Source organism: Pseudomonas sp. Pseusp18 (assembly GCF_059506005.1).
In genome coordinates, this window is the sequence record NZ_CP169240.1 from 5,931,973 (window position 1) to 5,958,482 (window position 26,510).

At 54.9% G+C, this 26,510-nt stretch carries 33 protein-coding genes and 4 tRNA genes; all 37 read right to left on the reverse strand.

All coding sequences use genetic code 11. The annotated features are described in order from the left end of the window. Position 1: 1 nt before the first annotated feature. The gene (rpmD, locus tag ACEN9A_RS26740) at positions 2-178 is read right to left on the reverse strand and encodes a 50S ribosomal protein L30 (protein ID WP_003176408.1); all 177 of its coding nucleotides are present in this window, start codon (positions 176-178) and stop codon (positions 2-4) included. A gap of 2 nt (positions 179-180) precedes the next feature. Continuing rightward, positions 181-681, reverse strand: a complete 501-nt coding sequence (gene rpsE, locus ACEN9A_RS26745; RefSeq protein WP_003186035.1) for a 30S ribosomal protein S5 — start codon at positions 679-681, stop codon at positions 181-183. Between the two features lie 3 nt (positions 682-684). Next, positions 685-1,035, reverse strand: a complete 351-nt coding sequence (rplR, locus tag ACEN9A_RS26750) for a 50S ribosomal protein L18 (protein ID WP_003186037.1) — start codon at positions 1,033-1,035, stop codon at positions 685-687. Positions 1,036-1,045: 10 nt separating this feature from the next. Then, complete coding sequence (gene rplF / locus ACEN9A_RS26755; protein WP_003176412.1) at positions 1,046-1,579, reverse strand: 50S ribosomal protein L6; 534 nt, start codon at positions 1,577-1,579, stop codon at positions 1,046-1,048. A gap of 12 nt (positions 1,580-1,591) precedes the next feature. Continuing rightward, positions 1,592-1,984 carry a 30S ribosomal protein S8 gene (gene rpsH / locus ACEN9A_RS26760; RefSeq protein WP_003186040.1) on the reverse strand — a complete coding sequence of 131 codons (393 nt, stop codon included), beginning with the start codon at positions 1,982-1,984 and terminating at the stop codon, positions 1,592-1,594. A gap of 210 nt (positions 1,985-2,194) precedes the next feature. Further along, complete coding sequence (rpsN, locus tag ACEN9A_RS26765) at positions 2,195-2,500, reverse strand: 30S ribosomal protein S14 (RefSeq protein WP_003176414.1); 306 nt, start codon at positions 2,498-2,500, stop codon at positions 2,195-2,197. Between the two features lie 13 nt (positions 2,501-2,513). After that, a complete protein-coding gene (gene rplE, locus ACEN9A_RS26770; protein WP_003210069.1) occupies positions 2,514-3,053 on the reverse strand; it encodes a 50S ribosomal protein L5 in 540 nt (179 codons plus the stop codon). A 20-nt stretch (positions 3,054-3,073) separates the two neighbouring features. After that, positions 3,074-3,388 carry a 50S ribosomal protein L24 gene (rplX, locus tag ACEN9A_RS26775; protein WP_007896770.1) on the reverse strand — a complete coding sequence of 105 codons (315 nt, stop codon included), beginning with the start codon at positions 3,386-3,388 and terminating at the stop codon, positions 3,074-3,076. 11 nt (positions 3,389-3,399) lie between these two features. After that, the gene (gene rplN / locus ACEN9A_RS26780) at positions 3,400-3,768 is read right to left on the reverse strand and encodes a 50S ribosomal protein L14 (protein WP_002555479.1); all 369 of its coding nucleotides are present in this window, start codon (positions 3,766-3,768) and stop codon (positions 3,400-3,402) included. A 23-nt stretch (positions 3,769-3,791) separates the two neighbouring features. Beyond that, positions 3,792-4,058: a 30S ribosomal protein S17 gene (gene rpsQ / locus ACEN9A_RS26785; protein WP_003176419.1), complete on the reverse strand. Its 267-nt coding sequence runs from the start codon at positions 4,056-4,058 to the stop codon at positions 3,792-3,794. A gap of 2 nt (positions 4,059-4,060) precedes the next feature. Further along, positions 4,061-4,252, reverse strand: a complete 192-nt coding sequence (gene rpmC, locus ACEN9A_RS26790) for a 50S ribosomal protein L29 (RefSeq protein ID WP_002555481.1) — start codon at positions 4,250-4,252, stop codon at positions 4,061-4,063. Next, the gene (gene rplP / locus ACEN9A_RS26795; RefSeq protein ID WP_003228729.1) at positions 4,252-4,665 is read right to left on the reverse strand and encodes a 50S ribosomal protein L16; all 414 of its coding nucleotides are present in this window, start codon (positions 4,663-4,665) and stop codon (positions 4,252-4,254) included. The genes rpmC and rplP overlap by 1 nt, the downstream gene beginning before the upstream one ends. A 12-nt stretch (positions 4,666-4,677) precedes the next feature. Next, positions 4,678-5,364, reverse strand: coding sequence for a 30S ribosomal protein S3 (rpsC, locus tag ACEN9A_RS26800; protein ID WP_003176422.1), 687 nt, complete (start codon positions 5,362-5,364; stop codon positions 4,678-4,680). Positions 5,365-5,377: 13 nt separating this feature from the next. Beyond that, a complete protein-coding gene (gene rplV, locus ACEN9A_RS26805; protein WP_003103908.1) occupies positions 5,378-5,710 on the reverse strand; it encodes a 50S ribosomal protein L22 in 333 nt (110 codons plus the stop codon). Positions 5,711-5,721: 11 nt separating this feature from the next. Beyond that, positions 5,722-5,997, reverse strand: a complete 276-nt coding sequence (rpsS, locus tag ACEN9A_RS26810; RefSeq protein ID WP_002555486.1) for a 30S ribosomal protein S19 — start codon at positions 5,995-5,997, stop codon at positions 5,722-5,724. A 16-nt stretch (positions 5,998-6,013) separates the two neighbouring features. Further along, positions 6,014-6,838, reverse strand: a complete 825-nt coding sequence (rplB, locus tag ACEN9A_RS26815) for a 50S ribosomal protein L2 (RefSeq protein WP_003210080.1) — start codon at positions 6,836-6,838, stop codon at positions 6,014-6,016. A gap of 14 nt (positions 6,839-6,852) precedes the next feature. After that, positions 6,853-7,152, reverse strand: a complete 300-nt coding sequence (gene rplW, locus ACEN9A_RS26820) for a 50S ribosomal protein L23 (RefSeq protein ID WP_002555488.1) — start codon at positions 7,150-7,152, stop codon at positions 6,853-6,855. After that, positions 7,149-7,751 carry a 50S ribosomal protein L4 gene (gene rplD, locus ACEN9A_RS26825; protein ID WP_003228735.1) on the reverse strand — a complete coding sequence of 201 codons (603 nt, stop codon included), beginning with the start codon at positions 7,749-7,751 and terminating at the stop codon, positions 7,149-7,151. Before rplD ends, rplW begins: the two co-directional genes overlap by 4 nt. 12 nt (positions 7,752-7,763) lie before the next feature. Further along, a complete protein-coding gene (gene rplC / locus ACEN9A_RS26830; protein WP_003186059.1) occupies positions 7,764-8,399 on the reverse strand; it encodes a 50S ribosomal protein L3 in 636 nt (211 codons plus the stop codon). An 80-nt stretch (positions 8,400-8,479) separates the two neighbouring features. Continuing rightward, positions 8,480-8,791, reverse strand: a complete 312-nt coding sequence (rpsJ, locus tag ACEN9A_RS26835; protein WP_003186070.1) for a 30S ribosomal protein S10 — start codon at positions 8,789-8,791, stop codon at positions 8,480-8,482. 158 nt (positions 8,792-8,949) lie between these two features. Further along, positions 8,950-10,143, reverse strand: coding sequence for an elongation factor Tu (gene tuf, locus ACEN9A_RS26840; RefSeq protein ID WP_007933700.1), 1,194 nt, complete (start codon positions 10,141-10,143; stop codon positions 8,950-8,952). Between the two features lie 30 nt (positions 10,144-10,173). Beyond that, positions 10,174-12,279, reverse strand: coding sequence for an elongation factor G (gene fusA / locus ACEN9A_RS26845; RefSeq protein ID WP_007933703.1), 2,106 nt, complete (start codon positions 12,277-12,279; stop codon positions 10,174-10,176). Between the two features lie 30 nt (positions 12,280-12,309). After that, entirely contained in the window at positions 12,310-12,780 is a 471-nt protein-coding gene (gene rpsG, locus ACEN9A_RS26850; protein WP_002555493.1) for a 30S ribosomal protein S7, read from the reverse strand. 118 nt (positions 12,781-12,898) lie between these two features. Then, positions 12,899-13,270 (reverse strand): 30S ribosomal protein S12, encoded by a 372-nt coding sequence (gene rpsL / locus ACEN9A_RS26855; protein ID WP_003186084.1) that lies wholly within the window; start codon positions 13,268-13,270, stop codon positions 12,899-12,901. Positions 13,271-13,488: 218 nt separating this feature from the next. Further along, positions 13,489-17,688 (reverse strand): DNA-directed RNA polymerase subunit beta', encoded by a 4,200-nt coding sequence (gene rpoC / locus ACEN9A_RS26860; RefSeq protein ID WP_019650829.1) that lies wholly within the window; start codon positions 17,686-17,688, stop codon positions 13,489-13,491. A gap of 64 nt (positions 17,689-17,752) precedes the next feature. Further along, entirely contained in the window at positions 17,753-21,826 is a 4,074-nt protein-coding gene (gene rpoB, locus ACEN9A_RS26865; RefSeq protein WP_018925655.1) for a DNA-directed RNA polymerase subunit beta, read from the reverse strand. A 220-nt stretch (positions 21,827-22,046) separates the two neighbouring features. Beyond that, complete coding sequence (gene rplL / locus ACEN9A_RS26870) at positions 22,047-22,412, reverse strand: 50S ribosomal protein L7/L12 (protein ID WP_018925654.1); 366 nt, start codon at positions 22,410-22,412, stop codon at positions 22,047-22,049. 78 nt (positions 22,413-22,490) lie between these two features. Next, positions 22,491-22,991 carry a 50S ribosomal protein L10 gene (gene rplJ, locus ACEN9A_RS26875; RefSeq protein WP_018925653.1) on the reverse strand — a complete coding sequence of 167 codons (501 nt, stop codon included), beginning with the start codon at positions 22,989-22,991 and terminating at the stop codon, positions 22,491-22,493. Between the two features lie 198 nt (positions 22,992-23,189). After that, complete coding sequence (gene rplA, locus ACEN9A_RS26880) at positions 23,190-23,885, reverse strand: 50S ribosomal protein L1 (RefSeq protein ID WP_007933725.1); 696 nt, start codon at positions 23,883-23,885, stop codon at positions 23,190-23,192. After that, positions 23,885-24,316, reverse strand: a complete 432-nt coding sequence (gene rplK, locus ACEN9A_RS26885) for a 50S ribosomal protein L11 (protein WP_007933726.1) — start codon at positions 24,314-24,316, stop codon at positions 23,885-23,887. The genes rplA and rplK overlap by 1 nt, the downstream gene beginning before the upstream one ends. A 117-nt stretch (positions 24,317-24,433) precedes the next feature. Further along, positions 24,434-24,967: a transcription termination/antitermination protein NusG gene (gene nusG, locus ACEN9A_RS26890; protein WP_007933727.1), complete on the reverse strand. Its 534-nt coding sequence runs from the start codon at positions 24,965-24,967 to the stop codon at positions 24,434-24,436. Positions 24,968-24,976: 9 nt separating this feature from the next. Next, positions 24,977-25,345, reverse strand: a complete 369-nt coding sequence (secE, locus tag ACEN9A_RS26895) for a preprotein translocase subunit SecE (RefSeq protein WP_007933728.1) — start codon at positions 25,343-25,345, stop codon at positions 24,977-24,979. Positions 25,346-25,390: 45 nt separating this feature from the next. Next, positions 25,391-25,466: transfer RNA gene (locus ACEN9A_RS26900), tRNA-Trp, on the reverse strand. Positions 25,467-25,640: 174 nt separating this feature from the next. Continuing rightward, positions 25,641-25,716 (reverse strand) — tRNA-Thr (locus tag ACEN9A_RS26905). A 26-nt stretch (positions 25,717-25,742) separates the two neighbouring features. After that, positions 25,743-25,816 (reverse strand) — tRNA-Gly (locus tag ACEN9A_RS26910). A gap of 24 nt (positions 25,817-25,840) precedes the next feature. Then, positions 25,841-25,925 (reverse strand) — tRNA-Tyr (locus ACEN9A_RS26915). 143 nt (positions 25,926-26,068) lie between these two features. Beyond that, positions 26,069-26,509 (reverse strand): hypothetical protein, encoded by a 441-nt coding sequence (locus tag ACEN9A_RS26920; protein ID WP_019650827.1) that lies wholly within the window; start codon positions 26,507-26,509, stop codon positions 26,069-26,071. Position 26,510: the final 1 nt, after the last annotated feature.

Here is a 26,510-nt window from a genome sequence, read left to right on the forward strand (position 1 = left end):
ATTAACCCTCGACACGCAGCATGTAGTAAGCCTTGTTGATCATCCCGCGATTCTCGGGAGTATCCTGGACTTCTACAGTGTGACCGATGCGACGCAGACCCAGACCCTTAACGCACAGTTTGTGGTTAGGGATGCGGCCGGTCATGCTTTTGATCAGCGTAACTTTAACGGTAGCCATGATCAGAAGATCTCCTTGACGCTTTTGCCACGCTTGGCGGCAATGGATTCAGGAGACTGCATTGCTTTCAAACCCTTGAAAGTGGCGTGAACCACGTTTACCGGGTTAGTCGAGCCGTAGCACTTGGCCAGAACGTTCTGAACGCCAGCAACTTCGAGGACAGCACGCATAGCGCCGCCAGCGATGATACCGGTACCTTCAGAAGCAGGCTGCATGTACACCTTCGAAGCGCCGTGGGCGGACTTCATTGCGTACTGCAGAGTGGTGCCGTTCAGATCAACCTGGATCATGTTGCGGCGAGCAGCTTCCATTGCCTTCTGGATCGCAGCAGGCACTTCACGCGACTTGCCACGGCCGAAGCCAACGCGCCCTTTACCATCACCAACCACGGTCAACGCGGTGAAAGTGAAGATACGGCCGCCTTTAACGGTTTTGGCTACGCGGTTAACTTGAACCAGCTTCTCGATGTAGCCTTCGTCGCGCTTTTGGTCGTTATTTGACATAACTTAGAACTCCAGCCCAGCTTCACGAGCAGCATCAGCCAGCGCCTTGACGCGGCCGTGGTACTTGAAGCCAGAGCGGTCGAAAGCCACCTGCGAGACGCCAGCGGCTTTAGCACGCGTAGCGACCAGCTGGCCAACCTTAGTGGCCGCGTCGATGTTGCCGGTGGCACCATCACGCAGTTCTTTATCCAAAGTCGAGGCACTTGCCAGGACTTTGTTGCCGTCGGCCGAAATGACCTGGGCGTAGATGTGCTGCGACGAGCGGAACACGCAGAGACGCACGACTTCGAGTTCGTGCATTTTCAGGCGTGCTTTGCGAGCGCGACGCAGTCGAGTAACTTTTTTGTCGGTCATTTGCTATGCCCTACTTCTTCTTGGCTTCTTTACGACGGACGACTTCGTCCGCGTAGCGCACACCTTTGCCTTTGTACGGCTCTGGTGGACGGAAGTCGCGGATCTCGGCGGCCACTTGACCTACCAGCTGCTTGTCGATGCCCTTGATCAGGATATCGGTCTGGCTAGGAGTCTCAGCGGTGATGCCTTCCGGCAGTTCATAATCCACTGGGTGCGAGAAGCCAAGAGCCAGGTTCAGCACTGTGCCTTTTGCTTGCGCTTTGTAACCAACACCGACCAGCTGGAGCTTACGCTCGAAGCCTTGGCTTACGCCTTGGACCATGTTGTTTACCAACGCACGAGTGGTACCAGCCATTGCGCGAGTTTGTTGATCGCCATTGCGAGCAGCGAAACGCAGCTCACCAGCTTCTTCAACGATCTCAACGGACGAATGGATGTTCAGTTCGAGAGTGCCCTTGGCACCCTTCACCGAAAGCTGTTGGCCTGCGAATTTGACTTCGACACCGGCTGGCAGCTTAACGGGGTTCTTAGCGACGCGTGACATGCTTATCCCCCCTTAGAACACAGTGCAAAGAACTTCGCCGCCGACACCGGCAGCGCGCGCAGCACGATCCGTCATCACACCTTTGTTGGTGGAGACGATAGACACACCGAGACCGCCACGAACTTTTGGCAGATCATCGACGGACTTGTACTGACGCAGGCCTGGACGGCTAACGCGCTTCACTTCCTCGATGACCGGACGGCCTTCGAAGTACTTCAGCTCGATGGACAGCAGTGGCTTGATTTCGCTGCTGATCTGATAACCCGCAATGTAACCTTCGTCCTTCAGGACTTTGGCAACAGCTACCTTCAAAGTAGAAGATGGCATGCTTACGACGGACTTTTCAGCCATCTGGGCATTACGGATTCGAGTTAGCATGTCCGCTAACGGGTCCTGCATACTCATGGGCTAGACGCTCCTAATACACAAAAAATTAGCCTTGCGGCTACTACGTGTCGCCGAGTACATCCGCGCAAAAAAAGCACGGGCTCAGGCGAGCCGGGTATTCTAGACACACCCCACAAATGAATCAAGCCCCAATAGGGGCTTGATTCAAGTTCAAGGTCACCGATGGTCAGGATCTTGCGACCCCGAACACCGAGACTTTGACAGTGCTTACCAGCTGGCTTTAACCAGACCAGGTACGTCACCACGCATTGCAGCTTCACGCAGCTTGTTACGGCCAAGGCCGAACTTGCGGTAAACGCCGTGTGGACGACCGGTCAGGCGGCAGCGGTTACGCATGCGCGAAGCACTTGCGTCACGTGGCTGCTTCTGCAGAGCTACTGTAGCTTCCCAACGCGCTTCTGGACTTGCGTTCAGATCAACGATGATAGCTTTCAGTGCTGCACGCTTTTTGGCGTACTTGGCAACCGTGAGCTGACGCTTCAGCTCGCGGTTTTTCATGCTCATCTTGGCCATTTTCCTACTCCAATCAGTTGCGGAACGGGAATTTGAAAGCACGCAACAGGGCGCGACCTTCATCATCGTTCTTGGCAGTGGTGGTCAGGGTAATGTCCAGACCGCGGAGAGCATCGATCTTGTCGTAGTCGATTTCCGGGAAGATGATCTGCTCTTTAACGCCCATGCTGTAGTTACCACGACCATCGAAGGACTTGGCATTCAGGCCGCGGAAGTCGCGAACCCGAGGCAGGGAGATCGACAGCAGACGATCCAGGAACTCGTACATACGCTCACGGCGCAGGGTCACTTTGACGCCGATCGGCCAACCTTCACGGACTTTAAAGCCAGCGATGGATTTCCGAGCGTAGGTCACAACGACTTTCTGGCCGGTGATCTTTTCCAGGTCAGCAACAGCGTGCTCGATGACTTTTTTGTCGCCGATCGCTTCGCCCAGACCCATGTTCAGGGTGATTTTGGTAACGCGCGGAACTTCCATCACGTTCGAAAGCTTAAGTTCTTCCTTAAGTTTCGGTGCGATTTCCTTCCGGTAAATCTCTTTTAGTCGTGCCATGGTCTTCTACCTAGCAGTGTTCAAGCATCAACCGCTTTTTGGGTCGACTTGAAGACACGAATTTTCTTACCGTCTTCTACTTTGAAACCAACGCGGTCAGCCTTGTTGGTTTCGCCGTTGAAGATGGCGACGTTGGAAGCGTGCAATGGCGCTTCTTTCTCGACGATACCGCCCTGTACGCCCGACATCGGGTTAGGCTTGGTATGACGCTTGACCAGGTTCAGACCACCAACGACCAGACGGTCATCAGCGAGAACCTTCAGCACCTTACCGCGCTTACCTTTGTCTTTGCCGGCGATCACGATGATCTCGTCGTCACGACGAATCTTTTGCATGTCGGATCTCCTTACAGCACTTCTGGGGCGAGCGAGACGATCTTCATGAACTTCTCAGTACGAAGTTCACGGGTCACTGGCCCAAAGATACGGGTGCCGATCGGCTCTTGCTTGTTGTTCAGAAGAACAGCAGCGTTGCCATCAAAGCGGATAATGGAGCCATCTGCACGGCGAACGCCGTGACGAGTGCGGACTACAACAGCAGTCATCACTTGGCCTTTTTTCACCTTACCGCGAGGAATTGCTTCCTTCACGGTAACTTTGATGATGTCACCGATACCAGCGTAACGACGATGGGAGCCACCCAGCACCTTGATGCACATAACGCGGCGAGCGCCGCTGTTATCGGCCACATCGAGCATGGATTGAGTCTGAATCATATAATTTCTCCGACCCCTAGTCCTTAGACTTCCACAGCGCGTTCGAGAACATCAACCAGCGCCCAAGACTTGGTCTTGGCCAAAGGACGAGTTTCACGAATAGTGACTTTGTCGCCGATGTGGCACTGATTGGTTTCGTCGTGCGCGTGCAGCTTAGTCGAACGCTTAACGTATTTACCGTAGATCGGGTGCTTAACGCGACGCTCGATCAGAACGGTGATGGTTTTGTCCATCTTGTCGCTGACAACACGGCCAGTCAGCGTACGGACAGTTTTTTCGGCTTCAGCCATGATTACTTACCTGCCTGCTGGTTGAGCACAGTCTTCACGCGAGCGATGTCACGCTTAACTTGCGAGAGCAGATGAGACTGCCCCAACTGGCCAGTTGCTTTCTGCATACGCAGATTGAACTGGTCGCGCAGCAGGCCGAGCAGTTGCTCGTTCAGCTGCTGTGCGGATTTTTCACGAAGTTCATTCGCTTTCATCACATCACCGTCCGTTTAACAAAGGAGGTGGCGAGCGGCAGCTTTGCAGCAGCCAGGGCGAAAGCCTCACGCGCCAGCTCTTCAGAAACACCCTCGATTTCATACAGGACTTTGCCTGGCTGAATCTGGGCAACCCAGTATTCCACGTTACCCTTACCTTTACCCATCCGAACTTCGAGTGGCTTTTTGGAAATAGGCTTGTCCGGGAATACACGGATCCAGATCTTGCCGCCACGTTTAACGTGACGGGTCAGAGCACGACGCGCTGACTCGATCTGACGAGCGGTGAGACGACCACGAGCAACAGACTTCAGCGCGAACTCGCCGAAGCTGACTTTGCTACCGCGCAATGCCAGGCCACGGTTGTGACCAGTCATTTGCTTGCGGAACTTCGTACGCTTTGGTTGCAACATTTGGCGTACCCCTTACTTAGCAGCTTTTTTACGAGGCGCTGGTGCTTGTGGTTTCAGTTCTTCTTGGCGACCACCAATTACTTCGCCTTTGAAGATCCAAACCTTTACACCGATCACACCATAAGTGGTGTGAGCTTCGTAGTTGGCATAGTCGATGTCGGCACGCAGGGTGTGCAGAGGCACACGACCTTCGCGATACCATTCAGTACGTGCGATTTCAGCACCGCCGAGACGACCGCTCACTTGGATTTTGATGCCTTTGGCACCAATGCGCATGGCGTTCTGAACAGCGCGCTTCATAGCGCGACGGAACATTACGCGACGCTCCAGCTGCTGAGCTACGCTCTGCGCAACCAGCATACCGTCGAGCTCCGGCTTGCGGATCTCTTCGATATTGATGTGCACAGGCACACCCATTTGCTTGGTCAGGTCCTGACGCAGTTTCTCAACATCTTCACCTTTCTTCCCGATAACGATACCTGGACGAGCGGTGTGGATGGTGATACGTGCAGTTTGGGCCGGACGATGGATATCGATACGGCTTACGGACGCGCTTTTTAGTTTGTCTTGGAGATACTCACGCACCTTCAGATCAGCGAACAAGTAGTCCGCATAAGTCCGACCGTCTGCGTACCAGACGGAGGTGTGCTCCTTGACGATTCCCAGGCGAATGCCAATGGGATGTACTTTCTGACCCATCTCTTCGACTCCGTTACTTGTCAGCAACCTTGACAGTGATATGGCAAGACCGCTTGACGATGCGATCAGCACGGCCTTTGGCACGTGGCATGATGCGCTTCAGCGAACGCCCTTCGTTAACGAAAACGGTGCTGACTTTCAGGTCATCAACGTCTGCGCCTTCGTTATGCTCGGCGTTGGCTACGGCCGACTCCAGCACTTTCTTCATGATCTCGGCGGCTTTCTTACTGCTGAAAGCCAACAGGTTGAGCGCTTCGCCCACCTTCTTCCCGCGGATCTGGTCGGCGACCAAGCGGGCTTTCTGGGCGGAGATTCGAGCGCCCGACAACTTAGCGGCTACTTCCATTTCCTAACCCCTTAACGCTTGGCTTTCTTGTCTGCCACGTGCCCACGATATGTGCGGGTACCGGCGAACTCGCCCAGTTTGTGGCCGACCATGTCTTCGTTAACGAGAACTGGGACGTGTTGACGACCGTTGTGTACTGCGATGGTCAGACCGACCATTTGTGGCAGGATCATCGAGCGACGCGACCAGGTTTTAACTGGTTTGCGATCGTTCTTTTCCGCCGCCACTTCGATCTTCTTCAGTAGGTGAAGATCGATAAAAGGACCTTTTTTCAGAGAACGTGGCACTGTCGTATCCCTCTATTTACTTGCGACGACGGACGATCATTTTGTCGGTACGCTTATTACCACGAGTCTTCGCGCCCTTAGTCGGGAAGCCCCATGGCGATACCGGATGACGACCACCAGAGGTACGACCTTCACCACCACCATGTGGGTGGTCAACCGGGTTCATGGCAACACCACGAACGGTTGGGCGAACGCCACGCCAGCGTTTGGCACCAGCTTTACCCAGCGAACGCAGGCTGTGCTCGGAGTTCGAGACTTCGCCCAGGGTCGCGCGGCACTCAGCCAGCACTTTACGCATCTCACCAGAACGCAGACGCAGGGTCACGTAGACACCTTCACGAGCGATCAGCTGAGCCGAAGCACCAGCGGAACGAGCGATTTGCGCGCCTTTACCTGGCTTCAATTCGATGCCGTGTACGGTGCTACCAACTGGAATGTTACGCAGTTGCAGAGCGTTGCCCGGCTTGATCGGTGCCAGAGCACCTGCGATCAGCTGGTCGCCAGCACTCACGCCTTTAGGCGCAATGATGTAGCGACGCTCGCCATCTGCGTACAGCAGCAGAGCGATGTGAGCAGTACGGTTTGGATCGTATTCGATACGCTCAACAGTGGCAGCGATGCCATCTTTGTCGTTGCGACGGAAATCGACCAGACGATAATGCTGCTTATGGCCACCACCGATGTGACGAGTGGTAATACGACCATTGTTGTTACGACCACCAGTCTTCGATTTTTTCTCGAGCAGCGGTGCGTGAGGAGCGCCTTTATGCAGCTCCTGGTTGACCACCTTGACCACAAAACGGCGGCCAGGGGAAGTCGGTTTGCATTTAACGATTGCCATGATGCACCCCTTCCTTACTCAGCACTGCTGCTGAAATCGAGATCTTGGCCTGGCTGAAGGGAGATAACTGCCTTCTTCCAGTCATTACGCTTGCCCAGACCGCGAGCAGTGCGCTTGCTCTTACCCAGAACATTCAGGGTAGTAACACGCTCTACTTTCACGCTGAACAGGCTTTCGACGGCCTTCTTGATTTCCAGCTTGGTTGCGTCAGTGGCAACCTTGAAAACGAACTGGCCTTTCTTGTCTGCCAGAACCGTAGCCTTCTCGGAAACGTGCGGGCCAAGCAGAACTTTAAATACGCGTTCCTGGTTCATCCCAGCAGCTCCTCGAATTTCTTCACGGCCGACACGGTGATCAACACCTTGTCGTATGCGATCAGACTAACTGGATCGGAACCTTGCACATCACGTACATCAACGTGCGGCAGGTTACGAGCAGCCAGGTACAGGTTCTGATCAACAGCGTCCGACACGATCAGAACGTCGGTCAGGCTCATGTTGTTCAGTTTGCCCAGCAGGTCTTTGGTTTTCGGCGTTTCAACAGCGAAATCCTGAACCACGACCAGACGATCAGTACGCACCAGCTCAGCAAGGATGGAACGCATTGCTGCGCGATACATCTTCTTGTTCAGCTTCTGGGAGTGATCCTGAGGACGAGCTGCGAAAGTGGTACCGCCGCCACGCCAGATTGGGCTACGGATAGTACCGGCACGAGCACGGCCAGTACCTTTCTGACGCCATGGGCGCTTACCGCCACCACGAACGTCGGAACGGGTCTTTTGCTGCTTGCTACCTTGACGGCCGCCGGCCATGTAGGCCACGACTGCTTGGTGAACCAGCGTCTCGTTGAATTCGCCGCCAAATGTCAGTTCGGAAACTTCGATCGCTTGAGCGTCATTTACATTTAATTGCATGTCAGCTTCCCCTTAACCGCGAGCCTTGGCTGCTGGACGTACAACCAAGTTGCCGCCAGTAGCGCCAGGAACAGCGCCCTTGACCAACAACAGATTGCGTTCAGCGTCCACGCGCACTACTTCGAGGGACTGCACGGTCACGCGCTCAGCGCCCATATGACCGGACATTTTTTTGCCCTTGAATACACGACCAGGAGTCTGGCACTGGCCGATAGAGCCTGGAACGCGGTGGGATACGGAGTTACCGTGGGTGTTATCTTGCCCGCGGAAATTCCAACGCTTGATCGTACCCTGGAAGCCTTTACCCTTGGACTGACCGGTTACATCAACCAGTTGACCAGCAGCGAAGATTTCAGCGTTGATCAGATCGCCGGCCTGGTACTCGCCTTCTTCAAGGCGGAATTCCATTACGGTACGACCAGCGGCAACGTTCGCCTTAGCGAAGTGGCCAGCTTGCGCAGCTGTAACACGCGAAGCACGACGCTCGCCTACAGTGACTTGCACTGCACGATAGCCATCGGTCTCTTCAGTTTTGAACTGGGTGACGCGATTCGGCTCGATCTCAATGACCGTGACCGGAATGGAGACACCTTCTTCGGTGAAAATACGGGTCATACCGCATTTACGACCGACTACACCAATAGTCATGTTGTAAACCTCATGAGTGTACGGGGCTTTCACCCGCTATGGCCGCCCATTTCAGAGCGTTACACGACTAAGACCGAGTCTTAGCCGAGGCTGATCTGCACTTCCACACCGGCCGCAAGATCAAGCTTCATAAGAGCATCAACGGTTTTATCCGTTGGCTGGACGATGTCCAGAACGCGCTTATGAGTACGGATCTCGTACTGGTCACGCGCGTCTTTGTTGACGTGCGGGGAGACCAGAACGGTGAACCGCTCTTTACGGGTAGGCAGTGGAATTGGACCACGCACTTGAGCACCAGTACGTTTCGCGGTTTCCACGATTTCCTGGGTGGATTGGTCGATCAGGCGATGGTCAAAAGCCTTCAACCTGATACGGATTTGCTGATTTTGCATTGGATTTCAGACTCCGGCTGCTATTCCCACCGGGCGCAATACGCCCGTTAAAAGGAGGCGCAATTCTATAGACGCCCCCGATAGGTGTCAACCCAATAAAAAAGCCCCCGCTAAGCGGGGGCTTTTTCAAAGCATCGAAGCTATCTCAGAAGAGAAGCTTACTCGATGATTTTAGCTACAACGCCAGCACCAACGGTACGGCCGCCTTCGCGAATAGCGAAACGCAGACCGTCTTCCATTGCGATGGTTTTGATCAGGGTAACAGTCATTTGAATGTTATCGCCTGGCATTACCATTTCAACGCCTTCTGGCAGCTCGCAGTTACCAGTCACGTCAGTAGTACGGAAGTAGAACTGTGGACGGTAGCCTTTGAAGAACGGAGTGTGACGACCGCCTTCTTCTTTGCTCAGAACGTAAACTTCTGCGGTGAACTTGGTGTGCGGCTTAACGGTACCTGGCTTAACCAGAACCTGACCACGCTCCACGTCATCACGCTTGGTGCCGCGCAGCAGCACGCCGCAGTTCTCGCCAGCACGACCTTCGTCGAGCAGCTTGCGGAACATTTCAACACCGGTGCAGGTGGTGACGGTGGTGTCACGCAGACCAACGATTTCCAGTGGATCCTGAACGCGAACGATACCGCGCTCGATACGACCAGTCACAACAGTACCGCGACCCGAGATCGAGAATACGTCTTCGATTGGCATCAGGAACGGCTTGTCAGTCAGACGAACTGGTTCTGGGATGTAGCTGTCCAGAGTTTCAACCAGTTTCTTGACGGCAGTGGTGCCCATCTCGTTATCGTCCAGACCATCCAGCGCCATACGAGCGGAGCCGATGATGATTGGAGTGTCGTCGCCTGGGAAGTCGTAAGTGCTCAGCAGATCGCGCACTTCCATCTCAACCAGTTCCAGCAGCTCAGCGTCGTCTACCAGGTCAGCCTTGTTCAGGAAAACCACGATGTACGGAACGCCTACCTGACGGGACAGCAGGATGTGCTCACGGGTTTGTGGCATCGGACCATCAGCGGCCGAGCAAACCAGGATAGCGCCGTCCATTTGAGCAGCACCGGTGATCATGTTCTTCACATAGTCAGCGTGACCTGGGCAGTCAACGTGAGCGTAGTGACGGATCTTCGAGTTGTACTCAACGTGAGCGGTGTTGATGGTGATACCGCGAGCTTTTTCTTCTGGTGCGCTGTCGATCTTGTCGAAGTCAACACGAGCCGAACCGAAAACTTCGGAGCAGACGCGAGTCAGAGCAGCGGTCAGAGTGGTTTTACCGTGGTCAACGTGACCGATAGTGCCAACGTTGACGTGCGGTAGGGAACGATCAAATTTTTCTTTAGCCACGACAATTAACTCCTTGCCTAAAGGACTGAATCAGCCTTGTTTTTTGGTAACGGTTTCGACGATGTGCGACGGAGCCGTATTGTATTTTTTGAATTCCATAGAGTAGCTTGCGCGACCCTGAGACATGGAACGAACGTCGGTCGCATAACCGAACATCTCGCCCAACGGAACCTCGGCACGAATTACTTTACCGGAAACCGTATCTTCCATACCCAGAATCATGCCGCGACGACGGTTAAGGTCGCCCATCACGTCACCCATATAGTCTTCAGGCGTAACAACCTCTACCGCCATGATCGGCTCAAGCAACTCACCACCACCCTTCTGGGCCAGTTGCTTGGTCGCCATGGAAGCAGCCACCTTAAACGCCATCTCGTTCGAGTCGACGTCGTGGTAAGAACCATCAAACACGGTAGCCTTCAGGCCGATCAGCGGATAGCCGGCAACAACACCGTTCTTCATCTGCTCTTCGATACCCTTCTGGATAGCCGGGATGTATTCCTTAGGAACCACACCACCCACTACTTCGTTCAGGAATTGCAGACCTTCCTGACCTTCGTCAGCAGGTGCAAAACGGATCCAGCAATGACCGAACTGGCCACGACCGCCGGACTGACGAACGAACTTGCCTTCGATTTCGCAGCTCTTCGTGATGCGCTCACGGTACGAAACTTGAGGCTTACCGATGTTGGCTTCGACGTTGAACTCACGGCGCATCCGGTCAACCAGGATGTCCAGGTGCAGCTCGCCCATGCCGGAGATGATCGTTTGACCAGTCTCTTCATCAGTTTTGACGCGGAAAGACGGGTCTTCCTGAGCAAGTTTGCCCAGAGCGATACCCATTTTTTCCTGGTCATCCTTGGTCTTAGGCTCTACGGCAACCGAAATAACCGGCTCCGGGAAGTCCATGCGAACCAGGATGATTGGCTTGTCAGCGTTGCACAAAGTTTCACCAGTGGTGACGTCCTTCATGCCGATCAAGGCCGCGATGTCACCAGCGCGCACTTCCTTGATTTCTTCACGGGCGTTTGCGTGCATTTGCACCATACGACCCACGCGCTCTTTCTTGCCTTTTACCGAGTTGATCACGCCGTCGCCGGAGGCCAACACGCCCGAGTAAACCCGAACAAAGGTCAAGGTACCCACGAATGGGTCGGTAGCGATTTTGAACGCCAGAGCCGCGAAAGGCTCGTCGTCGCTTGCATGACGCTCCATTTCCTCTTCCTCGTTATCCGGGTTGGAACCCTTGATAGCAGGAATGTCGGTTGGAGCAGGCAGGAAGTCGATAACGGCGTCGAGAACCAGGGGAACACCCTTGTTCTTGAAGGAAGAACCGCAAACAGCCAGAACGATCTCACCAGCGATAGTACGCTGACGCAGAGCGGCCTTGATTTCCTCGATGGAGAGCTCTTCCCCTTCGAGATACTTGTTCATCAGCTCTTCGTTGGCTTCGGCCGCAGCCTCGACCATGTTGCTGCGCCACTCTTCAGCCAGCTCTTGCAGCTCAGCAGGAATGTCCTTGCGAACAGGGACCATACCCTTGTCAGAGTCATTCCAGTAGACAGCTTGCATGTTGATCAGATCGATCTGACCCTGGAAGTTGTCTTCGGAACCGATAGCCAACTGGATTGGCACCGGAGTGTGACCCAGACGCTGCTTGATCTGACCGATCACGCGCAGGAAGTTAGCGCCAGCACGGTCCATCTTGTTCACGTAAACAAGACGTGGAACGCCGTACTTGTTGGCCTGACGCCATACGGTTTCCGACTGAGGCTCAACACCCGAAGTACCGCAGAACACAACGACAGCGCCGTCGAGTACGCGCAGGGAGCGTTCAACTTCAATAGTGAAGTCTACGTGGCCCGGGGTATCGATAACGTTGAAACGGTGTTCGTGCGAGTACTGCTTCTCAGAACCTTTCCAGAAGGCGGTGATAGCAGCAGAAGTAATGGTAATACCACGCTCCTGCTCCTGCACCATCCAGTCTGTGGTCGCGGCGCCGTCATGCACCTCGCCCATTTTGTGACTTTTGCCAGTGTAAAAAAGGACGCGCTCGGTGGTGGTGGTTTTACCAGCATCCACGTGAGCAACGATACCGATGTTACGGTAGCGGCTAATCGGAGTAGTACGAGCCATAAAGCCCTCGCAAAATTAGTGAAGCTAAAATTAGAAGCGGTAGTGCGAGAAAGCCTTGTTGGCTTCAGCCATACGGTGCACGTCTTCACGCTTCTTAACAGCAGCACCTTTACCTTCAGCAGCGTCCAACAGTTCGCCAGCCAAACGCAGAGCCATAGACTTCTCGCCGCGCTTACGGGCGAAGTCTACCAACCAGCGCATTGCCAGCGCGTTACGACGGGACGGACGAACTTCGACCGGAACCTGGTAAGTAGCACCGCCTACACGGCGCGACTTTACTTCGACCAGCGGAGCGATGGCGTCGAGAGCTTTCTCGAAGATTTCCAGGGGGTCGCTGTTCTTGCGCTCTTTAACCTTTTCCAGCGCGCCATAAACGATACGCTCGGCAACGGCTTTTTTGCCGCTTTCCATCACGTGGTTCATGAACTTGGCCAGGATTTGGCTTCCGTATTTTGGATCGTCAAGCACTTCGCGCTTGGCTGCTACGCGTCTTCTTGGCATGGATAAGCCCTCAAACGGTCTTCAGGTTCGCTCGGAATCGGTGCCCTTTCGGGACGCCTCCGACCTTACTCTTATCGACTCAGAAAAATAGAAATCGGTTTTTTGCTGCAAGCGACTATTACTTCGGACGCTTGGTACCGTACTTCGAACGACCTTGGTTACGACCTTTAACGCCGGAAGTATCCAAAGAGCCGCGAACGGTGTGGTAACGAACACCTGGCAAGTCTTTTACACGACCGCCGCGGATCAGTACCACGCTGTGCTCTTGCAGGTTGTGGCCTTCACCACCGATGTACGAGGAAACCTCGAAACCGTTGGTCAGACGCACACGGCATACTTTACGCAGTGCCGAGTTAGGTTTTTTCGGCGTAGTGGTATACACACGGGTGCATACGCCACGACGTTGCGGGCAGTTCTGCAGCGCAGGCACGTCGGATTTCTCGACGATACGCTTACGCGGCTGACGTACCAGCTGGTTGATAGTTGCCATCTACTAGCTCCACTGTTGTCTTGCGACGCTATTGTCTTGCAAGAAAAGCAAAATGGCAGGAACGAATCCCCGCCAAATTTAGGGGTACAAGAGTCTAAAGAGGATCTTGTCCCCAGTCAAGGCAAGGCCCCGACCTCTCCCCCCATCCAACCTCGACAAATTGTCTCGACTGGATGAACGGAGCGATCAGGGCCTGCACTCATTTACTACCGCAGAACTCAGTTACCGCTCGAGTTCAGCGCTTCGGTCAGTGCAGCTTCCACTTCACTGGCGCTCACGCGCAACGGTTTGTCAGCATCACGGCGGCGCTTGCGCTCGCTGTGATAAGCCAGACCGGTACCGGCCGGGATCAGACGACCCACGACCACGTTTTCTTTCAGGCCGCGCAGGTAATCGCGCTTGCCGGTTACCGCCGCTTCGGTCAGTACGCGAGTGGTTTCCTGGAAGGAAGCCGCCGAGATGAACGATTCGGTGGACAACGACGCCTTGGTGATACCCAGCAGTACACGAGTGAACTTGGAGACAAATTTGTCTTCAGTGCTCAGACGCTCGTTCTCTACCAGTACGTGAGTCAATTCCATCTGGTCGCCCTTGATGAAACTGGAGTCGCCGGACTCAGCGATCTCAACTTTACGCAGCATCTGACGCAGGATGGTCTCGATGTGCTTGTCGTTGATCTTCACGCCTTGCAGACGGTAAACGTCCTGGATCTCGTTCACGATGTACTTGGCCAGCGCACTCACACCCAGCAGACGCAGGATGTCGTGTGGATCGCTCGGACCGTCGGAGATAACTTCGCCGCGGTTTACCTGTTCGCCTTCGAAGACGTTCAGGTGACGCCACTTCGGAATCAGCTCTTCGTACGGATCGCTACCGTCGTTCGGGGTGATAACCAGACGGCGCTTGCCTTTGGTCTCTTTACCGAACGCGATGGTGCCGCTGACTTCAGCCAGGATCGAGGCTTCTTTCGGACGACGGGCTTCGAACAAGTCGGCAACACGCGGCAGACCACCGGTGATGTCACGGGTCTTCGAAGTCTCTTGCGGAATACGAGCGATAACATCACCGATCGCGATTTTCGCACCGTCCGCTACACCGACCAGGGCGTTAGCAGGCAGGAAGTACTGAGCAATTACGTCGGTACCCGGCAGCAAGAGATCCTTGCCGTTGTCATCAACCATCTTCACAGCAGGACGGATATCTTTACCGGCAGCTGGACGGTCTTTGGCGTCGAGTACTTCAATGTTGGTCATACCGGTCAATTCGTCAGTCTGACGCTTGATCGTGATGCCTTCTTCCATGCCCACGTAGGTCACGGTACCTTTCATTTCGGTAACGATTGGGTGAGTGTGCGGATCCCACTTGGCCACGATTGCGCCAGCGTCGACCTTGTCACCTTCTTTAACCGAAATCACAGCACCGTACGGCAGCTTGTAGCGCTCACGCTCACGACCGAAGTCATCAGCGATTGCCAGCTCACCGGAACGGGACACAGCAACCAGGCAACCATCCACTCGCTCAACGTGCTTCAGGTTATGCAGACGGACGGTACCGCCATTCTTCACCTGAACGCTGTCGGCTGCGGAGGTCCGGCTTGCCGCACCACCGATGTGGAACGTACGCATGGTCAGCTGGGTACCCGGCTCACCGATGGACTGGGCAGCGATAACGCCGACCGCTTCACCGATGTTCACCTGGTGACCACGAGCCAAGTCACGGCCGTAGCACTTGGCGCAAATGCCGTAGCGGGTTTCGCAGCTGATCGGCGAACGCACGATCACTTCGTCGATGCTGTTCAGCTCGATGAACTCGACCCACTTCTCGTCTACCAGAGTGCCGGCAGGAACGATAACTTCCTCGGTACCTGGCTTGAATACGTCACGGGCAATGACACGACCCAATACGCGCTCACCCAACGGCTCAACAACGTCACCGCCTTCAATGTGCGGAGTCATCACCAGGCCATGTTCGGTGCCGCAATCGATCTCGGTCACAACCAGATCCTGCGCCACGTCTACCAGACGACGAGTCAGGTAACCGGAGTTCGCAGTTTTCAACGCGGTATCCGCCAGACCTTTACGAGCACCGTGAGTAGAGATGAAGTACTGAAGTACGCTCAAACCTTCACGGAAGTTCGCAGTAATCGGCGTTTCGATGATGGAACCGTCCGGCTTGGCCATCAGGCCACGCATACCGGCGAGCTGACGGATCTGCGCGGCAGAACCCCGTGCGCCCGAGTCGGCCATCATGTACATCGAGTTGAAGGATTCCTGGTCGACTTCGACGCCATGACGGTCGATGACTTTCTCTTTCGAGAGGTTGGCCATCATCGCCTTGGAAACTTCGTCGTTCGCCTTGGACCAAAGGTCGATCACCTTGTTGTACTTCTCGCCCTGGGTTACCAGGCCGGAGGCGTACTGACTTTCGATCTCTTTCACTTCGTCGGTGGCTGCACCGATGATGCGGGCTTTTTCATCAGGGATAACGAAGTCGTTAACACCGATGGAAACGCCGGAGATGGTCGAATAGGCAAAACCGGTGTACATCAACTGGTCAGCGAAGATCACGGTCTCTTTCAAACCAACCACGCGGTAGCACTGGTTGATCAGTTTGGAGATCGCTTTCTTCTTCATCGGCAGGTTGACGACGTCGAAGGACAGACCTTTTGGCACAACCTGGAACAACAGCGCACGGCCGACGGTAGTGTCGACGATACGAGTGTTGGTCACGCTGCCGCCATCACGATCGTTCACGGTTTCGTTGATCCGCACCTTGACCTTGGCGTGCAGTGCGGCTTCGCCGGCACGGAACACACGGTCAACTTCTTGCAGATCCGCGAACACACGACCTTCGCCTTTGGCGTTGATCGCTTCACGAGTCATGTAGTACAGACCCAATACAACGTCCTGCGAAGGAACGATGATTGGCTCACCGTTGGCTGGCGACAGAATGTTGTTGGTCGACATCATCAACGCACGCGCTTCCAGCTGGGCTTCCAGCGTCAGCGGTACGTGCACGGCCATTTGGTCGCCGTCGAAGTCGGCGTTGTACGCAGCACAGACCAGAGGGTGCAGCTGGATAGCCTTACCTTCGATCAGTACCGGTTCAAACGCCTGGATACCCAGACGGTGAAGGGTCGGTGCACGGTTGAGGAGAACCGGGTGTTCGCGAATCACTTCAGCGAGAACGTCCCAAACCTCTGGCAGCTCACGCTCAACCATCTTCTTGGCCGCTTTGATGGTGGTAGCAAGACCACGCATTTCCAGCTTGCCGAAAATGAACGGCTTGAACAGCTCGAGAGCCATCTTCTTCGGCAGACCGCACTGGTGCAGACGCAGAGTCGGACCTACGGTAATTACCGAACGACCGGAGTAGTCAACACGCTTACCGAGCAAGTTCTGACGGAAACGACCTTGCTTACCCTTGATCATGTCAGCCAGGGATTTCAGAGGACGCTTGTTGGAACCGGTGATAGCGCGGCCACGACGACCGTTGTCGAGCAGTGCGTCGACGGCTTCCTGCAACATACGCTTTTCGTTGCGCACGATGATGTCCGGAGCGGACAGATCAAGCAGGCGCTTCAAACGGTTGTTACGGTTGATCACTCGACGATATAGATCGTTGAGGTCGGAAGTCGCGAAACGACCGCCATCCAATGGGACCAGTGGACGCAGATCTGGCGGCAGAACCGGCAGAACGGTCAGCACCATCCACTCTGGCAGGTTGCCGGAACCCTGGAAGGCTTCCATCAACTTCAGACGCTTGGACAGCTTTTTGATTTTGGTTTCGGAGTTGGTTTGCGGAATCTCTTCACGCAGACGGCCAATCTCGTGTTCCAGGTCGATAGCGTGCAGCAGTTCACGGACAGCTTCGGCACCCATGCGGGCATCGAAATCGTCGCCGAACTCTTCCAGCGCTTCGAAGTACTGCTCGTCGTTGAGCAGCTGACCCTTTTCAAGGGTGGTCATGCCTGGATCGATAACGACATAGCTCTCGAAGTAGAGAACGCGCTCGATATCACGCAGGGTCATGTCCATCAGCAAGCCGATACGGGACGGCAGCGATTTCAGGAACCAGATGTGGGCTACTGGCGAGGCCAGCTCGATGTGCGCCATGCGCTCACGACGAACTTTTGCCAGCGCGACTTCAACGCCGCACTTCTCGCAGATCACACCACGGTGCTTCAAGCGCTTGTACTTACCGCACAGGCACTCGTAATCCTTTACCGGGCCAAAGATCTTGGCGCAGAACAGGCCGTCACGCTCAGGTTTGAACGTACGGTAGTTGATGGTTTCCGGCTTTTTAACTTCACCGAACGACCACGAACGGATCATCTCAGGCGATGCCAATCCAATACGGATGGCGTCGAACTCTTCGACTTGACCCTGGTTTTTCAGCAAATTCAGTAGGTCTTTCAAGGCCTTTCCTCCTGGCGGAGCAGAGAGCGGGCAATCCTGCCCCGCTCTCGATTCGCGTCACGTGTTATTCGGTTTCCAGATCGATATCGATGCCGAGGGAACGAATTTCCTTGATCAACACGTTGAAGGACTCGGGCATGCCCGGCTCCATACGGTGATCGCCGTCCACGATGTTTTTGTACATCTTGGTCCGGCCGTTCACATCGTCCGACTTCACTGTGAGCATTTCTTGCAGAGTGTAAGCAGCACCGTATGCTTCCAGTGCCCAGACCTCCATCTCCCCGAAACGCTGACCACCGAACTGCGCCTTACCACCCAGCGGCTGCTGGGTAACCAGGCTGTACGAACCGGTAGAACGAGCGTGCATCTTGTCGTCTACCAAGTGGTTCAGCTTCAGCATGTACATGTAGCCAACAGTAACCGGGCGCTCGAACTTGTTGCCGGTACGGCCGTCGGTCAGCTGCATCTGGCCGCTTTCTGGCAGGTCTGCCAGTTTCAGCATGGCCTTGATTTCGCTTTCCTTGGCGCCGTCGAACACTGGAGTGGCCATTGGAACGCCGCCACGCAGGTTCTTCGCCAGATCCAGGATTTCCTGGTCGGAGAAGCTATCCAGATCTTCGTTACGACCGCCGATCTGGTTGTAGATCTCGTCCAGGAAGGTGCGAAGTTCAGCAACCTTACGCTGCTCTTCGACCATCCGGTTGATCTTCTCGCCCAGACCTTTGGCCGCGAGGCCCAGGTGGGTTTCAAGGATCTGACCAACGTTCATACGCGAAGGTACGCCCAACGGGTTGAGGACGACGTCGACCGGGGTGCCATTGGCATCGTGCGGCATGTCTTCAACCGGCATGATCACGGAGACCACACCCTTGTTACCGTGACGACCGGCCATCTTGTCGCCCGGCTGGATGCGGCGACGGATTGCCAGGTAAACCTTGACGATTTTCAGCACGCCTGGAGCCAGGTCATCGCCCTGCTGCAGCTTGCGCTTCTTGTCTTCGAACTTGTCGTCCAGCAGACGGCGGCGATCAACGATGTAGGCCTGAGCCTTCTCGAGCTGCTCGTTCAGAGCATCTTCAGCCATGCGCAGCTTGAACCACTGGCCGTGCTCAAGACCGTCGAGAACTTCGTCGGTGATTTCCTGACCTTTCTTCAGACCGGCGCCGCCTTCGGCTTTGTGGCCGACCAGAGCGGAACGCAGACGTTCGAAAGTAGCGCCTTCAACGATACGGAACTCTTCGTTCAGGTCCTTGCGGATCTCGTCGAGTTGAGTCTTCTCGATCGACAGTGCACGAGCATCACGCTCAACGCCGTCACGGGTGAAGACCTGTACGTCGATGACAGTACCCTTGGTGCCGGTAGGCACACGCAGGGAGGTGTCTTTAACGTCGCTGGCTTTTTCACCGAAGATCGCACGCAGCAGTTTTTCTTCCGGAGTCAGTTGGGTCTCGCCTTTCGGAGTGACCTTACCTACCAGGATGTCGCCTGCGCCTACTTCAGCACCTACGTAAACGATACCGGCTTCGTCCAGCTTGTTCAGTGCAGCTTCACCCACGTTCGGGATGTCTGCTGTGATTTCCTCTGGCCCAAGCTTGGTGTCACGCGCCACACAGGTCAGTTCCTGGATGTGGATCGTGGTGAAACGGTCTTCCTGAACAACACGCTCGGACAGGCAGATGGAGTCTTCGAAGTTGAAGCCGTTCCATGCCATGAACGCGATGCGCATGTTCTGACCCAGAGCCAGTTCACCCATATCGGTGGACGGACCGTCGGCCATGATGTCGCTGCGCTGAACCCGATCACCTTTGCTCACCAGCGGACGCTGGTTGATGCAGGTGTTCTGGTTGGAGCGGGTGTACTTGGTCAGGTTGTAGATGTCGACACCAGCTTCGCCGGTTTCAACTTCATCATCAGCAACACGAACCACGATACGGCTGGCATCGACGGAATCGATCACGCCGCCACGACGAGCCACGACGCAAACGCCGGAGTCGCGAGCCACGTTACGTTCCATGCCGGTACCTACCAGCGGCTTGTCAGCACGCAGGGTTGGTACAGCTTGACGCTGCATGTTCGAACCCATCAACGCACGGTTGGCGTCGTCGTGCTCGAGGAACGGGATCAGCGACGCAGCAACCGAAACTACCTGCTTCGGCGACACGTCCATCAAGGTGACATCTTCCGGCGCCTTGACGGTGAACTCGTTCAAGTGACGAACAGCTACCAGCTCGTCGATCAGGACTTTCTTGTCGTTCATCGTGGCCGAAGCCTGAGCGATCACGTGATCAGCTTCTTCGATGGCGGACAGGAAAACGATCTCGTCGGTGACCAGAGCGTCTTTCACCACACGGTACGGGCTCTCGAGGAAGCCGTACTGGTTGGTGCGCGCATAGGCGGCCAGGGAGTTGATCAGACCGATGTTCGGACCTTCCGGCGTTTCAATCGGGCATACACGACCGTAGTGAGTCGGGTGTACGTCACGGACTTCGAAGCCTGCACGTTCGCGAGTCAAACCGCCTGGGCCGAGTGCAGAGACGCGACGCTTGTGGGTGATCTCGGACAGCGGGTTGTTCTGGTCCATGAACTGGGACAGCTGACTGGAACCGAAGAACTCTTTCACCGCCGCAGCCACTGGCTTGGCGTTGATCAGGTCTTGCGGCATCAGGCCTTCGCTTTCCGCCATCGACAGACGCTCTTTGACCGCACGCTCAACACGTACCAGGCCAACGCGGAACTGGTTCTCGGCCATTTCGCCTACGCAGCGAACACGACGGTTACCCAGGTGGTCGATGTCATCGACGATGCCTTTACCGTTACGGATGTCGACCAGAGTCTTCAGAACCGCGACGATGTCTTCTTTGCACAACACGCCCGAACCTTCGATCTCGGTACGACCGATACGACGGTTGAACTTCATCCGGCCGACCGCAGACAGGTCATAGCGCTCAGGACTGAAGAACAGGTTGTTGAACAGTGTCTCGGCAGCGTCCTTGGTTGGCGGCTCGCCTGGACGCATCATGCGATAGATTTCGACCAGCGCTTCCAATTGGTTGCTGGTGGAGTCGATCTTCAGGGTGTCGGAGACGAACGGACCGCAGTCGATATCGTTGGTGTACAGAGTTTCGATGCGAACAACGCCCGCCTTGGCAATTTTTGCCAGGATTTCGGTGTTCAGCTCGGTGTTGCACTCTGCCAGGATTTCGCCGGTAGCCGGATGCACGATGACCTTGGCGGTAGTGCGACCCAGGACGTAGTCCAGAGGCACTTGCAGCTCTTTGATCCCGGCTTTTTCCAGCTGGTTGATGTGGCGAGCGGTGATACGACGACCTTGCTCGACAATAACCTTGCCTTTGTCATCCTGAATATCGAGGACAGCAATTTCACCACGCAGGCGCTGAGGCACCAGTTCCAGGCTGAGGTTTTCACCCTGCACATGGAAGACGTTGGTGGTGTAGAACGCGTCCAGCACTTCTTCAGTGGTATAGCCCAGCGCGCGCAGCAGTACCGATGCAGGCAGCTTGCGGCGACGGTCGATACGCACAAATACGCAATCTTTCGGGTCGAACTCGAAGTCCAACCACGAACCGCGGTAAGGAATGATGCGCGCGGAGTACAGCAGTTTGCCGGAGCTGTGCGTCTTGCCACGGTCGTGGTCGAAGAACACGCCCGGGGAACGGTGCAGCTGGGAAACGATTACACGCTCGGTACCGTTGATTACGAAGGTACCGTTCTCAGTCATCAGGGGGATTTCACCCATGTAGACTTCTTGCTCTTTGATGTCCTTGATCGCTTTGTTCGACGATTCTTTGTCGAAAATGATCAGGCGCACTTTTACCCGCAAAGGTACGGCGTAAGTTACACCGCGCAATACGCATTCTTTGACATCAAATGCCGGTTCGCCCAGGCGATAACCGACGTACTCCAGCGCAGCATTGCCGGAGTAGCTGATGATCGGGAAAACGGATTTGAAGGCCGCATGCAGGCCCACGTCGCGGAACTGATCTTTAGTCGCTCCCGCTTGCAAGAATTCACGATACGAATCCAGCTGGATGGCCAGGAGGTACGGCACATCCATGACGTCCGGCAACTTGCTAAAGTCCTTGCGGATACGTTTTTTCTCAGTATATGAGTAAGCCATCAGCGTTCCCCAGCTTGGTCACCTGCTTGTTTGGCCCCTCCCGACGGGAGCAGCCAGAAAATCGTGCAAACCCCATGGTTTGCGCCACCACATCGGGTGGATACAGCTCGTTACCAGCACCGACCCAGTCGGCTGCCAATAACGGAAAAAGGCCGGTGGCAAGAGCCACCAGCCATCAGCCTTTCGCTTAACGCTCGGGCTGGAGGAGCAAAGTCGATGCTTATTTCAGCTCGACTTTAGCGCCTGCTTCTTCCAGAGCTGCTTTGGCTTTGTCAGCTGCGTCTTTGGCAACAGCTTCCAGAACCATGGCAGGAGCGCCGTCAACTACAGCCTTGGCTTCTTTCAGGCCCAGACCGGTCAGCTCACGTACAGCCTTGATCACGTTAACTTTCTTCTCGCCAGCTTCGGTCAGCATGACGTTGAATTCAGTTTGCTCTTCAACAACAGCGGCAGCAGCAGCTGGACCAGCAGCAGCAACAGCAGCGGTAACGCCGAAGGTTTCTTCCATTGCTTTGATCAGCTCAACAACTTCCAGAACGGTTTTCTGGCCGATTGCTTCGATGATTTGTTCGTTAGTCAGAGACATGACTTGAATCCTGTATTGGGGTGACAGCTTACGCAGCCATCAAATTAAACATATGATTTTGAAAGGTCTCGCTGTGCCTTAGGCAGCAGCAGCTTCTTTCTGGTCGCGAACGGCTGCCAGGGTACGAGCCAGCTTGCTGGTAGCGCCTTGGATCACGCTCATCAGTTTCGCAATAGCTTCGTCGCGGGTCGGCAGGGTAGCCAACACGTCGATCTGGTTAGCGGCAAGGAACTTGCCATCAAACGCAGCTGCCTTGATCTCGAACTTGTCCTGACCCTTGGCGAACTCTTTGAAAATCCGGGCAGCAGCGCCTGGATGTTCTTTGGAGAATGCAATCAGGGTAGGGCCGGTGAACACGTCGTTGAGGACACTGAATTCAGTGTCAGCAACAGCGCGCTTGAGCAGGGTGTTACGTACGACACGTACATAAACGCCAGCTTCACGAGCCTCTTTACGGAGTCCGGTCATCGCGCCTACTGTTACGCCACGGGCATCAGCCACGACAGCGGACAGAGCGACTTTGGCAGCCTCGTTGACTTCAGCGACGATGGCCTTCTTGTCTTCGAGTTTAATTGCCACGGGTTTAACTCCTGCTTGTTACCGTTTCATCCAGTCGAAACCGGATGTCGTTTTGGTGTCTGATTCGGTAAGGAACCGGGAGCACCATCTGCGTAGGCTTGAGGTTTAAGACTTGCGTCGCCTACGGTCTTGGATAGCCCCCGCCAGGCAGGGACCCCAATCTTTCAATTGGCGCAATTACTTGCGCCAACCTGCGTCTTACGCGTCGAGCGAACCCTGGTCGATGACCAGACCTGGACCCATAGTAGTGCTCAGGGTAACGCGCTTGACGTAAATACCTTTCGAGGAAGCTGGCTTGATACGCTTCAGATCAGCGATCAGGGCTTCAACGTTTTCCTTCAGCTTGACGGCATCGAAGCCGACTTTGCCAACGGAAGTGTGGATGATGCCGTTTTTGTCGGTGCGATAACGAACCTGACCAGCCTTGGCGTTTTTAACCGCGGTAGCTACGTCTGGAGTTACTGTGCCGACTTTAGGGTTAGGCATCAGACCACGTGGACCGAGGATCTGACCCAACTGACCTACAACGCGCATTGCATCCGGGGATGCGATCACTACGTCATAGTTCAGGTCGCCGCCTTTCATTTCGGCAGCCAGGTCGTCCATACCTACACGGTCAGCGCCGGCAGCCAGAGCGGCCTCGGCAGCTGGACCCTGAGTGAACACAGCAACGCGAACGGTCTTGCCGGTACCGTGCGGCAGCACGGTAGCGCTACGAACGACCTGGTCGGATTTACGCGGGTCAACACCCAGGTTCACAGCTACGTCGAACGACTCGCTGAACTTGACAGTCGACAGCTCGGACAGCAGAGCAGCAGCGTCTACAAAGTTGTAGGCCTTGCCTGCTTCGATTTTGCCGGCGATAGCCTTTTGACGCTTGGTCAGCTTAGCCATTACACACCCTCCACGTTAAGGCCCATGCTACGAGCAGAACCGGCGATAGTACGCACGGCTGCTTCCATATCAGCTGCAGTCAGATCCGCGTTTTTGGTTTTCGCGATTTCTTCCAGCTGAGCACGAGTCACAGTGCCAACCTTAACGGTGTTCGGACGAGCGGAACCGCTAGTCAGACCAGCAGCCTTCTTCAGCAGAACCGAAGCAGGAGTGGATTTGGTTTCGAACGTGAAGCTACGGTCGCTGTAGACAGTGATGATCACTGGAGTCGGCAGACCTGGCTCAAGACCCTGAGTACGGGCGTTGAAAGCCTTGCAGAATTCCATGATGTTCACGCCGTGCTGACCCAGAGCAGGACCAACAGGTGGGCTTGGGTTAGCCTGAGCGGCCTTCACTTGCAGCTTGATGTAAGCGGTAATCTTCTTGGCCATGAGGCACTCCAATTACGGGTTCAAACGCCTCGAAAGGCTCCCCGGTTACTTGCGCGTTTATCCCAGTGACGACAAAACCCCACAGCCTAGGGCTGCGGGGTTGGGATGCTTGCTCAGCTAGACCTTTTCGACCTGGCTGAACTCCAACTCTACCGGAGTAGAGCGACCGAAAATGAGCACCGCCACTTGGATCCGGCTCTTTTCGTAGTTAACCTCTTCAACCGTGCCGGTAAAATCGGCAAACGGCCCGTCGTTGACACGTACCGACTCACCCGGCTCGAACAACGTCTTCGGCTTCGGCTTGTCGCTACCATCAGCAACGCGACGCAGAATCGCTTCTGCTTCTTTATCTGTGATTGGTGCAGGCTTGTCGGCAGTACCACCGATGAAACCCATCACCCGAGGAGTATCCTTGACCAAGTGCCAAGTACCCTCGTTCATGTCCATCTGAACCAGCACATAACCAGGGAAGAATTTGCGTTCGCTTTTGCGCTTCTGGCCATTACGCATTTCAACCACTTCTTCAGTGGGAACCAGAATTTCGCCGAAGCCATCTTCCATGCCAGCCAGCTTTACGCGCTCGATCAACGAACGCATGACATGCTTCTCGTAACCGGAGTAAGCATGCACAACGTACCAACGCTTAGCCACGGGACACCCTTAGCCGACGATCAAGGAAACAAGCCAACCGAGCAGGGAATCAAGCCCCCACAACAGCAACGCCATAACCAGAACAACAGCCACAACGATCAACGTGGTCTGCGTAGTTTCTTGGCGAGTTGGCCAAACGACTTTACGAATCTCGGTGCGCGCTTCCTTAACCAGTACAAAGAAAGACTTGCCCTTAACCGTCTGCAGGCCTACAAAGGCAGCTACAGCAGCAATGACCAGCAAAGCGAGCACGCGGTACAGGATCGGCGAAGCAGAGTAATACTGATTGCCAACAACGCCAACAATCACCAAAGCAACTACTACCAGCCACTTGAGTAGATCGAAGCGAGAGCCTTGAGCTTCAGCTTTAGGAGTCATCTATGAAGATCCTGTGAAAAGAAAGCCAGACACACCTGGTGAATCTGGCAGGTCAGGAGGGAATCGAACCCCCAACCTACGGTTTTGGAGACCGTCGCTCTGCCAATTGAGCTACTGACCTAAAACAAAATCAGGCCGACCATTATGCCGGCCCGAAAAAGACTTTACAACAATTTACTCATCGATCCTGGCCATGCACACCAGCACCAAAGACGCACAACACCCTCTCAGGCAACAACGCGCATCTACAAGCCATTAAAACAAAGGCAGATATTTTCATATCTGCCTTGTTATATGGAGCTCTTGAGCGGATTTGAACCGCTGACCTCACCCTTACCAAGGGTGTGCTCTACCAACTGAGCTACAAGAGCGTAACACTTTGCAGGACCTGCAAACCTGGAGCGGGTAGCGGGAATCGAACCCGCATCATCAGCTTGGAAGGCTGAGGTTCTACCACTAAACTATACCCGCGGAGCTTGCAGCTCTCGCTAAAAATGGTGGAGGGGGAAGGATTCGAACCTTCGAAGTCGTAGACGTCAGATTTACAGTCTGATCCCTTTGGCCGCTCGGGAACCCCTCCTAAGCGAGCCGGCATTCTATACTATGCCAGCCTTCTGTCAAGCATTTTCTCATTAAAAACCTGAGGTTAGCTGCGTTGACCTCGCTTCGCACCGTCAACCTTTAAAAGGTCTTCACTGCGAAGCGGGCGCCATTCTATGCAAACTATTCGACAGGTGCAACCCCCTCACACGGCATTATTTTATGTTTTAACTCATTGAATTCTTTAGAAAGGCTTTGCAACTGCAAGTCGTCCAGCAAACGCCGGCTTTCCGGCGCCACACGCACCCAGTAACCCGCATATTCAGGGAGATCCTTCGGCAAGGGCTGAAACTTGATGTCCATGCCACTCAATCGATGCTCGACTGCCTGAGCGACTTCCTGCCGGGCAGAACCGCCCAGATAGAGACAACTGCTTTCCGTCTGCGTGGATTTTCCTTTGTCTCGGGTCGTATCAGTCGCCTCGCTCAACAAACGAATGTCCTGCTGAGAGCCCCGATACATACTCAAGGGGGTTACATCCTTCGCGCGAAGCGGAGCCTCCTGTTGGTGCCAGACGTAATAGAACACATTGAGAACAAGCAGCAGCAGGAACAACCAACGCATA